The 15,372-nt window shown below is 70.2% G+C and carries 7 protein-coding genes; 5 read left to right on the forward strand and 2 right to left on the reverse strand.

Annotated features, from left to right (window positions below; translation table 11 throughout):
- Window positions 1–30: 30 nt before the first annotated feature.
- The 5 genes from CMC5_RS04955 (at window position 31) to CMC5_RS04975 (ending at window position 5,214) form a co-directional block, all read left to right on the forward strand.
- Window positions 31–516 (forward strand): ATP-binding protein, encoded by a 486-nt coding sequence (locus CMC5_RS04955; RefSeq protein WP_156338216.1) that lies wholly within the window; start codon window positions 31–33, stop codon window positions 514–516.
- Window positions 513–893, forward strand: a complete 381-nt coding sequence (locus CMC5_RS04960) for an STAS domain-containing protein (RefSeq protein ID WP_050429340.1) — start codon at window positions 513–515, stop codon at window positions 891–893. The genes CMC5_RS04955 and CMC5_RS04960 overlap by 4 nt, the downstream gene beginning before the upstream one ends.
- Before the next feature lie 100 nt (window positions 894–993).
- A complete protein-coding gene (locus CMC5_RS04965) occupies window positions 994–2,451 on the forward strand; it encodes a M16 family metallopeptidase (protein ID WP_156338219.1) in 1,458 nt (485 codons plus the stop codon).
- Window positions 2,451–4,091: a M16 family metallopeptidase gene (locus tag CMC5_RS04970; protein ID WP_050429342.1), complete on the forward strand. Its 1,641-nt coding sequence runs from the start codon at window positions 2,451–2,453 to the stop codon at window positions 4,089–4,091. Before CMC5_RS04965 ends, CMC5_RS04970 begins: the two co-directional genes overlap by 1 nt.
- On the forward strand, window positions 4,075–5,214 hold the full coding sequence (locus CMC5_RS04975) for an alpha/beta hydrolase (RefSeq protein ID WP_218920229.1): 1,140 nt from the start codon (window positions 4,075–4,077) through the stop codon (window positions 5,212–5,214). The genes CMC5_RS04970 and CMC5_RS04975 overlap by 17 nt, the downstream gene beginning before the upstream one ends.
- A 533-nt stretch (window positions 5,215–5,747) precedes the next feature.
- Here CMC5_RS04975 and CMC5_RS04985 read toward each other — a convergent pair.
- Complete coding sequence (locus tag CMC5_RS04985) at window positions 5,748–9,032, reverse strand: protein kinase domain-containing protein (protein WP_050429345.1); 3,285 nt, start codon at window positions 9,030–9,032, stop codon at window positions 5,748–5,750.
- A gap of 76 nt (window positions 9,033–9,108) precedes the next feature.
- Window positions 9,109–15,357, reverse strand: a complete 6,249-nt coding sequence (locus CMC5_RS47235) for an FIST N-terminal domain-containing protein (protein ID WP_245678299.1) — start codon at window positions 15,355–15,357, stop codon at window positions 9,109–9,111.
- Window positions 15,358–15,372 lie beyond the last annotated feature (15 nt).

Raw genomic sequence — 15,372 nt, forward strand, 5'->3', positions numbered from 1 at the left:
GGTACGAAGGATCCCTCGCTGGGGGGCTCCGTGACGACAGCGTTCGAGCTTCAGTTTCGACCGAGTGCGGCGCTCATCCAGGTGGTCCGGCGGTTCGTGTCCGATTTCTACGTGGGCGTGCTGGACGATCCGGACGCGGTGGCCCGGGTGGCCCTGGCGACGCACGAGCTGCTCGAGAACGCCGTGAAGTACTCGATGGACGGCACGACGGAGCTGTCGATCGACGTGGAGCCGGGACCGGAGGGGACGCGGGAGATCGCGATCCGGTTGCGCAACCGCGCAGCCACCTGTGACATCGAGGCGCTGAGGGGATTGTTCGAGGAGATGGAGCGGTTCCCGGATCCCTGTGCGCAGTACCAGGTGGCGATGGAGCGCGGTGCACGGCGCCGCACGGGCTCGGGGCTGGGGATCGTGCGGGTCCGGGCCGAAGGGGAGATGCGTATGCGCTGCAGCGTCGAGGGAGACCGGGTGCTCATCGAAGCGCGGACCCAGGTGGGGCCGAGGGGGCAGGCGTGAGCGCGCTGGAGCTGCCCGCGCTGGAGGTGCCCGATCTGAGCGTGGAGGCGACATGCCACGGGGAGGTGGTGGAGCTGCGGCTCTCCGGGACGGCCGACATGCGGGTGAGCGAAGCCCTCGAGCGGGTGCTCTCCCGTGTGCACGAGGAGGCCCAGCGCTCCGAGGTGAAGCAGGTGCGGGTCGATCTGCGGGCGCTGGAGTTCATGAACTCGTCGTGCCTCAAATCCTTCGTGACCTGGATCGGCAATGCGCGTGATGTGTCCGAAAAGCATCGGTATTCCATCCACTTCATCTCCCGCTCGGAGATCCTCTGGCAGCGCCGAAGCTTGCACGCGCTGCGCTGCTTCGCGGTGGATCTGATCTCCGTGGAGTGCTGAACTCCGCGGCCTGCCGAGCGGGCGAGAGCGCGCGATGCTCGGTGAGCGCCGGCGGAGGGCGACGCTACGCCCGGCGGCGGCGTCATGCTATCGAGCGCGGGTGAGGGTCTGGCGTCCTCGATCCACGGGGTTCCGGGTGCTCGGCGCCGCGATGGTGTCGTTCGGGCTGGTTGTCGGGGCGCGGGTCGCGGTGGCGCAAGCTCCCGCAGCGGACGTCGACGAGGGGAGAGAGCGCGCGCGTCAGGGGGCAGGGGGGCCGGCGTGGAAGCTGCCGGCGCTGCGTGAGCGGCTCGACAACGGTCTGCGGGTGGTGATGAGCGTCGACCATGGCGCGCCCACCGTGGCCGTGGTGGTCACCTACGGCGCGGGAGCGGCCGACGAGCCCTTGGGCCGTGGCGGGGTGGCGCGGCTCGTCGAGGGGTTGATGGCGGAGGGGAGCCCGGCGCTCTCGGCCGGTGGGCGCGGGCGGCTCGTCGCAGCCCGTGGGGGGCGCACCTCGACGCTCCGCTCGCCGGATCTCACGGCCCATGGGGTGGAGCTGCCTTCGGGAGAGCTGGGGTTCGCGCTCTGGCTGGAGGCCGAGCGGATGCGCGCGATCGAGGTCGATGAAAACGCCCTCGCGCGCGAGCGGCGCACGGCGCTGGCGGAGGTTCTGGCCCCCGGTGGGTTCGGTGGCCGGGGTGGTCGCGATGGCGAGGAAGCGCTCGCGTCGGCCCTCGATGCGCTGGTGTTCCAGGGGCACTGGCCCTACGCGCACGGGAGGCAGGGGACGGCCGAGGCGCTGGGGCGGGTCGAGGTGGGGTGGGCGAAGGAGCAGCTCGCGCTGTACGGCCCGGAGCGGGCGGTGCTGAGCGTGGTGGGGGATTTCGAGCCTGCGAAGGCGATGGACCTGGTGCGCCGCTATTTCGGCGCGATCGCTGCGAGGGGGAATGCGGCGGGCGAGCTCCCTCCGAGGAAAGAGGCGCTCGCGGCGCAAGAGGGGCCTCGCCGTGGGGGGCTCCACGGGCGCGGGGTGGGGACCCCCGGGGTCGTCTTCGGCTGGGCCACGCCGTCGGCGCAGCACGCGGATGGCCTCGTGCTGGAGGTGACGGCGGCAGTGCTGGGGGGGGGGGAAGGCTCGCGGCTGCACCGGCTGCTCGTGGTCGAGCGCGGGGTGGCGCTCGAGGTGCGCGCGGACGTGGCGCGGCGTCGCGGGCCAGGGTTGTTCTCGCTGCGGGTACGGCTGTCGGGAAAGGCGAAGCCTGGCGACGTGGAGAAGCTCGTCGAGGGAGAGATCGCGTCGCTCGCGGCGCGAGGGCCTTCGGAGGTGGAGCTGACGCGGGCGCGGGCGTGGGCTGCGGGGTCGCGCCTGGTGGGGATGCAGTCGAGCGGTGCGCGCGCGATGCGCCTCGGGGAAGCGGAGCAGCTCCTCGGGGACGCGGCGTTGCTCGAAGGCGAGCCCGCGCGCCTCCAGGCGGTGCGAGGGGACGAGGTGCAACGCGTCACGCGTGAGCACCTGGGGGCCTCGCGCCGGAGTGGGCTCGAGGTGCGGTCGGTGGCCGGGGAGGAGGGCCCGTGATGCGTGGCTCGTGGGCCGCTGGCTTCTGGCTCGGCGTGGGCGCTGGGCTGCTGGGTGGGGTGGGATGCGGGGCGACGAGCGAGGTGTCGCGGCGTGCGGTGCCGCCTGCCGGGCCCGCCGTGGAGCCGCTGCGGGGCCCGGTGATCGAGCCGACGCAGGTGCGTGAGCCGCCGCCTCCCCGCGCGGTTTCGCGGCCGTTCCGGTTTCCCGTGCCCACGTGGATCGAGCTCGCGAGCGGCCTCCGCGTGGCGACGGTGGTCCAGCGGAGCGTGCCGGTCGCAGAGGTGCGGGTGGTGATCCCGGTAGGGATGGCCGCGGACGAAGAGCGACCCGGGGTCGCGTGGCTCACGGGGGAGCTGCTTCGCACGGGCGGGGCCGGCGCGCTCGGTGGGAGCGAGCTGCTGGCGCAGATGGAGGTGCTCGGCGCCACGTTCACGGTGGAGACCAGCCTGGATGCGACGGTGCTCCGAGTCAGCGCGCCGCGCGAGCAGCTCGCCCCGGCACTGGGCCTCCTGGGCCAGGTGGTGCTGCGTCCGCGCTTCAGCGCAGGGGCGCTCGACGTGGTGAAGCGGCGGAAGATGGCCGAGCTCACGCAGCTCGCCCAAAACGACGGCCCGTGGGCCGGGCTGACGACGCTGCACCGTGAGCTGTACCTGCTGCCGATGGAGCGCCACCCCTATTCGTCGTGGTCGCCGACGCCCGAGGAGCTGGGCCGGATCACGGCGGCCGACTGCCGGGCGTTCCACGCGCGGCAGCTCGCACCAGCGGGGATGATGGTGATGGTGGCCGGGGACGTGACGCCGAGCGCCGTGCGCGCGGCTGCCGAGAAGGCTTTCCAGGGCGACACGCGGAAGCGTCACCTCCTTGCCGCGCCGCCGCTGACCGATCCTGTACCGCCCGAGTCCACGAAGATCACGCTGGTCGATCGGCCGGGCGCGCTGGAGAGCGAGATCTACCTGGGGTTCGTCGGGCCTTCGCGCGGAGAGCGGGACTGGCTCCCTTTCTCGATCGCCGGACAGATCCTCGGGGGGCCTGCAGGGCGACTCGGCTCGTCGCCCTCCGCCGGAGAGGTCAGCGCTCACGGAGCGTCGGGGGCGCCGGAGGCGGAGGTGCAGGGGGCCCTCGTCGCCCTGTCGGCCTCGTCGCTTGCGGTGGTGCAAGGGCCGACGCCGCTCGTGGTGCACGCGACCACGGCCACGGGCAAGACGGGGCGCGTGGTGCAGGCGCTCCTGGGCGAAGCGGAGCGCCTCGCCAGCGCCGCTCCAGCCGTCGAGGAGGTGGAGGCGGCGATCGGGTGGCACGGGGCCGCGCTTGCGGTGATGCTGGAGACGCCGGCTGCGCTCGTCGACGAGCTGGTGCGTCTGCGCCTGTCCGGGTTGCCGGACAACCATCACGAGCTGGCCCGGAGGGAGTCGCAGGACATGCCTGCGGTGCTCGTCGGAAAGGTGGCGAGCACGTACGTGCGCCCGGCGCATGGGGTGCTCGTGGTCGTGGGGGACGCGGCGAAGGTAGGCCTTCCCCTGAGCCGTTTCGGGCAGGTGAAGGTGATCGATCCCACCCGTAATTTCGAGCGGCTGCGCACGCTGCCCATGAAGACGGAGGCCCCTCTTGAGCACCCCGAGCGTGCCTCGGGCTCCTGACGTGTCGTGCCGAGGTCGGGCGCGATGGCTGGTCGCGGCGGCGTTGTCGCTCGCCGCGGTGCTCTGTGGCGCGGGGGGTCTCGTGGCTCTCGCTGGCGACGGGGCGAATGCTGGCGCTGGCGCTGGCGCTGGCGACGGGGCGGGGGTGGATGGGAAGGATGCGCGAGGGGCCTCGCCCGCGAACGGCGGGGAGCGCGCTGAGGGAGCCACGCCGGTCCAGGAGGTGGGAGCGTCGAGCGCTCGTCCCCTCGGGACGCCGCCGCGGCCTGCCGAGGTGGCGCCGCCGCCGTCCTCCCGTCGTCCCTGGGCTGCGGGTCGGCGGCCGGCTGCGCCGCCTCCGCTCGAAGGGAAGACGTACGACTTCGCCCTGGATGCGAAGGTCGCGGGGGGAGCCGAGAAGAGCTGGCTGGGGCGGGCGTTCGTGCATCCGCGCGCGGCCGAGGAGCCGCGTCCGATGCCGCTGCTGGTCTTCTTGCACGGGATCAACGGTGAGCTCATTCGCTACCGCTGGATGGGAGGCGGTCAGGAGGGGGATGTGCGTCGAATCGCCTCGGAGCTCATGGACGCCGGGAGCGCCCCTCCGATGCTGGTCGCGGCGCCGAGCGCGGTGATCCCGGCCGCCACGGCCGTCGCGCGGACGAGCTGGCCTCAGTTCGACCTGGCGCGCTTCGTTGATCTCACGGTCGAGCGCCTCGCCGGGATCGCGACGGTGGACCGGTCCCGGATCGTGGTCGTGGGGCACTCCGGGGGAGGCTGTAACGCGACCGGTGGGATCGTGTCGGCGGTGCACGGCGCGATGCCGGTGCATGCGGCGCTGGTCGTCGATGTCTGCATGGACGCCGACGTCGCGGCGCGCCTGGGTCGTGTTCGCGACACGACCCATGTGGTGGTGTCGTGGCAGACGCTGAGCTGGGCGAAGCGCCCGTTCCGTGACTTCGAGCGGGTGTTCCGGCGCGAGGTGGCGCAGTCGCCAGCCGCACCAGGGGTCCTGCGGGAGCTGGAGCACCTGCGCCCCCTGGAGCCGATGCCCCACGACGCGATGGTCCCGCTGGTGTTGCGTCGGTGGCTGCCCGCGCTGCTGGGTCCAGACGCGCTGCCCGATGTGCCGTGTGTCTCCCCCTGAGGCGCCACCACGACAGAAGGCATGCCGACGAGCCGACCATCGACGCGGAGATGGCGTCTCGACGGATCGGCCGCCGCCGCACGTGCGGAGGACAAAAAACGAGCGCCCGCTCGACGGTGGGGGGGGAGAACCGTCCGCAGGCGCTCTGTCCGGGGAGCAATGCGGGTTCCGTACCAGACGCGCAGACGACAGGAATCGTGCAGTTACGATGGTCTCCGTTCCAGCAGTTTCAGATGTGAAATCGCAGCTTTGCGACGCTGTGGTGCGAGAATCGTTACGCGGTCTGGTTCCGCGTGCGCTGACCTCGGCGAGGAGCGCGCTCCGCGAAAAGCGCCCTCGGCGAGGAGCGCGCTCCGCGAAAAGCGCCCTCCGTGAGGCGAAATGTGACCTCGACGAGGCGCTGGGTGCGCTTCTCACGGGCGGTGCGCTTCAGGGGATGGGACGACTCGAGGCAACGGCGCGCTTCGAGGGGCGGCATCCTCGTCTTCGCGCGCGGCGTCCGTCTCATTTCGGCAGGTGACGCCGTTCTCGTGTCAGCGGGCGCTCTTGTGGAGACGAAGGGTCTGTCGTTGCCCTCCCGTGTCCACCTCGACCTCGATGGGGCCGAGGGGGGCCTTCTGAACGAGGCTCTCCAGAGCGTCCAGTCCGGAAACGGGCTGTCGGTTCACGCTGATCAGGACGTCGCCCACCCGCACGCGGGACGCCGCGGCAGGACCTTTGTCGTCGACCGCGACGACCACGAGATCGCCAGGCGCTCTGGGGGGCTGCTCCAGCAGTGGAAAGAGGGGAGCGACGCTGAGACCCAGGGTCTGGACCGTGCGCTCGTAGCTCTTCACGGCCGCGTCGAACCCGTCCTTGCGGAGGCGGTAGCGCGCGAGCGCGGTGACCTGACCGTCCTGTTCCTGGAAACGCACCTCGTCCCGCTCCGGGCTCGCGATGGCTCCGACCTGGTGCAGGTAGCGGGCTGCTTGCACCTCCCTCTGCTCGGGTGTCGACGCAGGGCTGCCGTCGAGCCCACGTTGCTTCAGGAGGGCGTGGAGGGGTGAGGTGGAGAGCCCCTGGGCGAGGTGGCGGATCAGCTCCGCGATGGCTGCGACGCGTGCGGCCGACAGCGCGGCTTCCCGGGTCGGACCCGTGCCCTGACCGACGACGAGGACTTGCTCGGCGTCGGCCACGAAGGGCTGGGTCGCCCAGTCAGGCGGGGCGCCGACCGGGGGAGGGGGAGGAGGCTCGATGGCCGACGTGGCGGTGGTGACGGGAGCTGGGTCGGCCTGGTGCTTCGACGTGGCGTCCCGGTAGGCGAAGGCGATGCCGAGCGCGGCGGCGGCACCGACGAGCGTGGCCACGATGGCGGGGACCCGCAGGCGTCCAGGCGCCGTCGCGGTCGCCGTCGTGGTTGCCGTCGCCGCGTTGGTGGTGGTCGAGGCGACCGACGTGCTCGTGTCGTGCGCGCTGGTCGACGACGAGGCACGCTCGCGTTGCTGCCCTGGCGACGAGGCTCGCTCACGTTGCTGTCCCGGCGATGAGGTGCGCTCGCGCGGCTGTCCTGGCGACGATACGCGCTTCTCGTCGATCTCCACGGGCTGCGAGTTCCGAGCCCCTCCCATGCGCCGCAGCAAGGGGCGCAGCTGGACGAAGGAGAGCGCGGTGTTGCAGCGTTTGCAGGGGACGTACGGGTCTCGGTCCTCGAGCGCTGCCGCGGTCGCCTCCTTGAGATCCAGGATGGTCGAGCGCATGGCGTTGCAGGACTCGCAGCGGGCCTCCACGAGGGCGGAGGTGATGACCGCGCGGAGCTTCGGCTTGGCGGTGATGAGGTGCTCGCAGAGGGCTCTGGGGCAGCCCTCGATGTCGATGGAGCGGACCTCGTCGCCCAGGGCGCGGAGTGCCATCTCGAGGGAGCGCGCACCTTCGGGCGTGACGCCCGCCGAGCCGCCGAGATCGATGACGAGATCGCCTTCGATTCCATCGAGCGCGCGTTTCCAGCGGACGGTGTTGTCGAGCTTGCAGGCCACGCGGAGGCGGGTGACCTGGCTGTCCACGGACTTCTCGATGGCCTCGCCGCTCGACGCCGTATCGCTCCTGTTCAGCTCGTCGAGCACGGCCCGCACGTCCTTCGGGACCGCTGCCCCGATGTAGGACGTGGCGAAGGCGAAGTAGCTCTCCGCGTCGTCGTCGAAGGTCCCTTCGGCTCCGCAGCGCGGGCACGCGCACGGCGGCGGCTCGGCGGCGCGGATGGCGTCCGCATCCTTCTGGCAGTCGAAGAGCCGGTTGAAGGCGTTGCCACAGCTCTCGCAGCGGTAGGGGCCGTAGAACGAGACGATGAGCCCATCCCCCACGAAGCGGCGGATCATGCTCACCTGGTTCACGATCGGCTCGGAGCAGCGCGCGATGTACAGCGCGCTGACGCGCGAGCTGACGTCGTTCAGCATCTGGAGCCACTCCCGCACACCGAAGGAGGTGACGCGTTCCACGCCAGCCAGATCGAAGAGGACCTTGCCCGACATCTCCCGGGCCAGCGCGCTGCCCTGAAAGGCCTCGGTCATGCGCCCCGACAGGGACACCATGAGCAACCCACCCGTGCGGCGCCGGATGATCGACAGCGCGCGCGGCTCGCCGCCGTGGCCTGGATCCGGCAGCGCGGCAGGCGCCGGGTCGTCGTCGCGTTTGCCAGGCGAGGAGCGCCTCGTCGTGAAGAGCGCTTCCTCCGTACGTGGCGCGCGCGCCTCGGCGCCCTCGGGATCGAGGCCCCAGTCCTCTGCGAGGGCCTCCGAGGGCGGCGGGCGCTCGGTGATGTGATCGAGCAGGTCGTTCCCCGAAGTGAGCGCCTCTCGCCACGCTTCGGCGCGCTTGCCGAAGAGCTCTCCCATGAACGAGGACAGGGACAGCCCGCCCGTGTTGAGCCGGTACTCGCGCGCGAAGGCCTCCAGATCGATCTGGAGATCGCGGGCGCTCGCGTAGCGCTCAGCGCGGTTCTTGGCGAGCGACTTGAGGATGATGCGCTCGAGTTCCTCGGGGAAATCGATCACCAGGCGGGTGGGCGGTGTGGCCTGATCCTCGACGATGGCCCGCATGATCTCGAACTCGGTCGCGCCGCGACGGAAGATGCGGTGGCCGGTCGTGATCTCGTAGAGGATGATCCCGGTCGAGTAGACGTCGGAGCGCCTGTCCAGCCGCTCGCTGCGACACTGCTCGGGCGACATGTACGGGATCTTCCCCTTGAGGGCTCCGTCGCGGGTCTCGTTCATGCGGTTCGCGGCCTTGGCGATGCCGAAGTCGAGCAGCTTCACGGCGCCGTCGTAGGTGACGATGACGTTGTGCGGGGAGACGTCACGGTGGACGATGTTCAGGGGCTGGCCGTCGAAGCCGACCTTCTCGTGCGCGTAATGGAGCCCTGCCGCCATGCCGATGCCGATGCTGACGGCCTGGTCGAGCGGCATGCGTCGCTTCTGACCGCGCAGCGCTTTCTTGATCGCGCGCAGGTCCTCACCATGGAGGTACTCCATGGAGATGAGGGGCGTGCGGTCCACCTCCTCGACGTCGTACATCTGGACGAGGTTCGGGTGGGACAAGGTCGCGGCGATCCGCGCCTCGTCCAGGAACATCCGCACGAACTCTGGGTTGTCGGTGAGGTGCGGCAGGATGCGCTTGACCACGCAGATCTTCTGCACGCCGGAGATGGCCGTGACGCGGGCGACCCAGATCTCGGCCATGCCGCCGAGCCCGATGCGCTTCAGGAGCTGGTAGCGCCCGAGCCGGATGGGTTTGGCGGGCGGTGCGGTCTGCGGCTGACGCGAACTGGACTTGGGGCCATCGCTCACAAGGGATCTCCCACTCCCGTTCGTCGATGCGCTTGGTCCAGGCTGCCTGAGGTCATCGATCGTCGGTTGGCTGGTCCTACTGCACCGCGGGTTTGCGGAGCTCCACGGTGCGCCGGGCCCCCAGCGACTCCAGCCTGAGCGTGATGATACCATTGGGCGCGGTGCTCGCCCATTCTTCCCGGGTCACCTTGTCGAATGCTTCGACGGTAGTTACAGGGCGTCGGTTGATCTCCAGCACCACATCGCCAGGTCGCACATCTGCGCGGGCTGTGAGCCAGTTCTTCTGCACATCGACGATGAGCAGGTCGCCCTGGGTGCGGATGCTCGCTTCGAGCTGCGGGAAGAAGCGAGCGACGACGATACCCTGGAAAGTGGATGTGGCCCGGTAGCTGTCGAGCGCCTGGGTGTAGCTCTGCTTGGCCAGCTTGTAGCGAGCGAAGGCCTCCACACCGCTGGGCTGCTGTTTCATGACCGCGTCGACCCGCTCGGGGGTGGCGAAGGTGCCGACCTGCTGCAAGAAGCGGCGCGCCACGGCATCGACGTACTCCGGCCGTTGTTCCGAGCCCGCGTTCGAGCTGGCGCGCGACTGGACGAAGTCGTGGGTCGGTGAGCCAGCCAGCTCGGGGAGCATGTGCGCGGCGAGCCGCTCCACGGCGTCGGTGCGGGCCATGGACAGGGCGAGTTCCTCGTTCACTGCGGGGCCGCCGCGACCGACGATGAAGATGTCCTCGCCCTCGATCACGAACGGGCGCTCCACCCACGGGGGCGGCAGGTCGTCCACCTTGGCCCAGCCCAGGTGGGCGGTCCTCGCGGGAGGTGCTGCCAGAGGCGCGGGCGCAGAGGTGGGCGCGGTGGTGGCTGCCGCTTCCGGCGGCGGCGAGACCGACTGCGCGTCCAGCGCGCGCCACGTCATCACGACGCCCGCCGTGAGCGCCACCAGGCCGAGGGCGCCGAGGAGGAGCCCTCCCCAGCTGCGTGACGCCGGGGCGTGCGCTGTGATTGGCTGGGGAGCGGCGCTCTCCCGTGCAGGTGCGGCCGCCGCGGGGACGATGGATTCCCGCGCTGGAGCAGGGCTCACCCGGTGGCTGGTCACGCGCTCTGCGTGGGCTCCGAGCAGGTGGAGCAAGGCACGCGAGCCGTCGAAGGCGAGCGGGGTGTTGCAGCGCTTGCAGGGGATGTCTGGATCGTGGCCTTCGCGCAGCGCCTGCGCGTTGGCGAGCACGTCGACGACGACGGGCCGTAGGGCGCTGCACGTGGCGCACCGCCCCTCGACCACGGCCGAGACGATGACCGCCGCGAGCTGCATTGACGGCGCCGCCAGTCGCTCGGCGAGGAGCTTGGGGCAGCCCTCGATGCGGATGGACTCTGCCGAAGGCGCGAGCGTCCGCAGGGCGCTCTCGAGCCGCGCGGCGCCGTCCGGGGTCGCAGAGGGCGCGCCGCTCAGGTCGAGGACGACCTGCCCCTCCAGGCCGTCGACGATGCGGTTCCAGCGCACCTGGGCGTCGAGCCTGCAGTTCACCTTCACGCGGGTGGCGTCCCCGTCGATGATCTTCTCGATCGCATCGCCGCCGACGGGTTCCGTGGCGCGCTCCAGCTCCGTCAGCACGCTCCGCAGCGCGTGCGGCACCGAGCGGCTTCCATGCTGGGGGACGAAGCCGAAGTAGGTCTGCGCATCGTCGTCGAAGCTGCCAGGTCCCGCGCAGCGTGGGCAGGTCGCCGAGGGGGCCTTGCCCTGGCCGAGCGCAGCGGCGTCGTACTCGCAATCGACCAGCCGCTCGAACTGGTTCGAGCAGCTCTCGCAGGTGTAGGGGGCGTAGAACGAGATGATCTGACCGGCTCCAGCGAACTTCCGGATCATGCTGACCTGGTTCACCACCGGCTCGGAGCAGCGGGCGAGGAAGAGCTTGGTCACGCGGCCTTCGGAGGCCTGCAGCATCTGGAGCCACTCCCGGACGCCGAACGAGGTGATGCGCTCCACCCCGGCGAGGTCGAAGACGACCTGACCTTCGAGGTCCTTGGCGAGCGCGGCGCCCTTGAAGGTCTCGGTCATCCGGCCCGCGACACGGACGGCCATGTAATCGCCGGTCTTGCGCTTGTCGAAGACCAGGCCGGCTCCGCGCGCGTCCTGGCCGGTGGGCGCCACGCTGCGCGTCGCCGGGATGGGTCGCGCCGCGGAGTGGGCGGTCACGGAGACGGAGACCGGGGTTCGATCCGAGGACTCTGGCTCGCCACGGGTCTGGGGAGCGATGTCGGCGGGGGGTGGCGTGGCCTCTCGCGCGCGCACGCCCGTGGGGGTCGGCGTGTCCACCGGGGCGGATGCACCCGCAGCGCGCGCTCTCTTCGGGGGGTGGACTTCTTCCGAACTCTGGGGACCTGAGGCCTCGGCGTCGACTTCGTCTGTCCCGGCGTCGATCAGGGGCTTCTTCGCGAGCGCCTGAGGCTTCGGCAGAGGCGAAGGGGACTCGGAGAAGACGGTGAGGGTCATGGTCTGGTTGTGCAGATCGGCGTGACCGGTGGCGAAGGGAGAGATCTCGCCGTAGGAGTAGAAGCCGGTGATCTTGGTGTCCTTGGGGAGGACATCGAGGACGGCTTCGACCTCTTCCTCGGTGCGCTGACCGAGGACGAGGCGTCGTCCGACGCAGCTGATGGCGACGGCGAGGTGGGCGTCGGTCTTGGTGGAGGGAGCGGGCTTGGCGGCCTTGGCGGCGGTCTCTGCGCCACCGATGAGGCGCTCGAAGTTGGCCTTCATGAGCTGGACGAGGTGTCCCTTGGGGACGTCGCCAGCGAAGGTCATGGAGTTCTTGTCGTGGTCGACGGCGAGCAGGGTGCGGACCAGGACCTTGTCGTCCTTGGCCGAGGCGCGCATGGCGAGGGGGAAGAGCAGGCCGGAGGCAGGCAGATCGGCGGCCTTGTCGCCGAGGTACTCCTTGTAGAGGGCGAGGGCAGGCTTGCCGTCGAGCTCGTACAGGACGTTGGCGTCGCTCTTGGTGATGGTGCGCTCGGGGCCGAACTTGTCCCAGCCGCCCTTGGAGCCGTGGTTGATGACGATGTGGTCGCCGTGGAAGGCGACGGCGGTGACGATGCCGCTGCGGATCTTGTCGCCAGCGCAGACCCAGGTGCGCTTGAAGCGAGGGCCATCGCCGGACAGGCCGCCGGTGACGACGACGGAGTCGGGCAGGACGCTGTTGATGCCGCGGACCAGCTCGCTGCCGTTGACGCCGAGGCCCTCGCTGAGGACGAGCACGCCGCGCAGGTCGGGTCGCTGCAGCTTGCGGGCGAGCTGCTGGCCGGCGGAGAACGAGTCACCCATCTGCGCGACCTCGACGAGGGCGCTGGAGAGGGTGGTCTTCTCGAAGCGGACGATGGCGACCGAAAGGCTGTGGTCGCGGACGGCGGTGCCAGCGATCTCGCCGGCGCTGGAGCAGCCGATGAGGTGGGCCTTGGGGTAGGCACGCCGCAGCTCGTGTAGCGGGGTGGGGTCGTCGATCAGCTCCGAGGCGCCGAACGCGAGCACCAGCGTGCGCTCGCCATCCACGCCTGGGAAATCTCCCGACCAGCGTCGTGACTTGAGGTCGAACGTGAGCTGCTCGACCCGCATCGACCCGCTCCCCGACGGACTCGGCGCCTTCGTGACCGTGGGCATCGAGGCGGGGCTCACGCTGGGGCGAGTGGTCGTGGTGCGTTGCGTCGGCTGGCCACTGGACCCTGAAGCCAGGCTCGCGAGCTGGGCGAGTCCACTCCCCTGTTTGCCAGGCCGGGCGGTGCTCGGGGGGGCGGTCGAGGGGGGGGCGATGCTGGCATGTCTGGCCGTCGCGTTCGGGAGTTCCGAAAAGACGGTGAGGGTCATGGTCTGGTTGTGCAGATCGGCGTGACCGGTGGCGAAGGGAGAGATCTCGCCGTAGGAGTAGAAGCCGGCGAGTTCCGTCCCAGGGGGGAGACTATCGAGGACGGCCTCGACCTCTTCCTCGGTGCGCTGACCGAGGACGAGGCGTCGTCCGACGCAGCTGATGGCGACGGCGAGGTGGGCGTCGGACTTGGTGGAGGGAGCGGGCTTGGCAGCCTTGGCGGCGCTCTCGGCGCCGTCGATGAGGCGCTCGAAGTTGGCCTTCATGAGCTGGACGAGGTGTCCCTTGGGGACGTCGCCAGCGAAGGTCATGGAGTTCTTGTCGTGGTCGACGGCGAGCAGGGTGCGGACCAAGACCTTGTCGTCCTTGGCCGAGGCGCGCATGGCGAGGGGGAAGAGCAGGCCGGAGGCAGGCAGATCGGCAGCCTTGTCGCCGAGGTACTCCTTGTAGAGGGCGAGGGCAGGCTTGCCGTCGAGCTCGTACAGGACGTTGGCGTCGCTCTTGGTGATGGTGCGCTCGGGGCCGAACTTGTCCCAGCCGCCCTTGGAGCCGTGGTTGATGACGATGTGGTCGCCGTGGAAGGCGACGGCGGTGACGATGCCGCTGCGGATCTTGTCGCCAGCGCAGACCCAGGTGCGCTTGAAGCGAGGGCCATCGCCGGACAGGCCGCCGGTGACGACGACGGAGTCGGGCAGGACGCTGTTGATGCCGCGGACCAGCTCGCTGCCGTTGACGCCGAGGCCCTCGCTGAGGACGAGCACGCCGCGCAGGTCGGGTCGCTGCAGCTTGCGGGCGAGCTGCTGGCCGGCGGAGAACGAGTCGCTCATCTGCGCAACCTCGACGAGGGCGCTGGAGAGGGTGGTCTTCTCGAAGCGGACGATGGCGACCGAGAGGCTGTGGTCGCGGACGGCGGTGCCAGCGATCTCGCCGGCGCTGGAGCAGCCGATGAGGTGGGCCTTGGGGTAGGCGCGCCGCAGCTCGTGCAGCGGGGTAGGATCGTCGATCAGCTCCGAGGCGCCGAACGCGAGCACCATGGTGCGCTCGCTCTCCAGGGCTGGATCGAGCGCCTTGGACCACCGCTTCGATGTGAGGTCGTACGAGAACCGGCGCACCTGCATGCCGACACCCATCGCGGCAGCGCGCACGTTGGTGTCGGAGTTGAACTCGACCTCCTCGATTTCACCCATCGCTCCTGCCAGGGAGCCATGCCGTGTCGACCCGGGCTGGGGAGACGAAGCTGGCGCTCCGCGTGAGGCAAAGGGTTTCACCGTGTCCGAGGTGGGGGAGGGGACGCGCTTGTCCTGAGGCCCCCCTGCCGGCTTCGGCAGAGGCGAAGAGGACTCGGAGAAGACGGTGAGGGTCATGGTCTGGTTGTGCAGATCGCAGTGACCGGTGGCGAAGGGAGAGATCTCGCCATAGGAGTAGAAGCCGGTGATCTTGGTGTCCTTGGGGAGGACATCGAGGACGGCTTCGACCTCTTCCTCGGTGCGCTGACCGAGGACGAGGCGTCGTCCGACGCAGCTGATGGCGACGGCGAGGTGGGCGTCGGTCTTGGTGGAGGGAGCGGGCTTTGCGGCCTTGGCGGCGCTCTCTGCGCCACCGATGAGGCGTTCGAAGTTGGCCTTCATGAGCTGGACGAGGTGGCCCTTGGGGACGTCGCCAGCGAAGGTCATGGAGTTCTTGTCGTGGTCGACGGCGAGCAGGGTGCGGACCAGGACCTTGTCGTCCTTGGCCGAGGCGCGCATGGCGAGGGGGAAGAGCAGGCCGGAGGCAGGCAGGTCGGTGGCCTTGTCGCCGAGGTACTCCTTGTAGAGGGCGAGGGCAGGCTTGCCGTCGAGCTCGTACAGGACGTTGGCGTCGCTCTTGGTGATGGTGCGCTCGGGGCCGAACTTGTCCCAGCCGCCCTTGGAGCCGTGGTTGATGACGATGTGGTCGCCGTGGAAGGCGACGGCGGTGACGATGCCGCTGCGGATCTTGTCGCCAGCGCAGACCCAGGTGCGCTTGAAGCGAGGGCCATCGCCGGACAGGCCGCCGGTGACGACGACGGAGTCGGGCAGGACGCTGTTGATGCCGCGGACCAGCTCGCTGCCGTTGACGCCGAGGCCCTCGCTGAGGACGAGCACGCCGCGCAGGTCGGGTCGCTGCAGCTTGCGGGCGAGCTGCTGGCCGGCGGAGAACGAGTCGCTCATCTTCGCCACCTCGACATACGTCGAGGCCAGCGAGGTTTTCTCGAAGCGCGCCACCGCGACGGAGAGCGTATGATCTCGGACGCTCGTCCCGATGATCTCTCCTGCACTGGAGCAGCCAGCGAAGTGCGCCCGGGGGTAGGCACGCCGCAGCTCGCGTAGCGGGGTGGGGTCGTCCATCAGCTCCGAGGCGCCGAACGCGAGCACCAGCGTGCGCTCGCCATCCAGGACGGGCAGGGCTCGGACCGACCACTTCTTGGCTTCACGATCGTACGAGAAGGTCTCGAGGATCATCGAAAATCCCTTCGG

This window comes from Chondromyces crocatus (assembly GCF_001189295.1).
GTDB classification, from domain to species: domain Bacteria; phylum Myxococcota_A; class Polyangia; order Polyangiales; family Polyangiaceae; genus Chondromyces; species Chondromyces crocatus.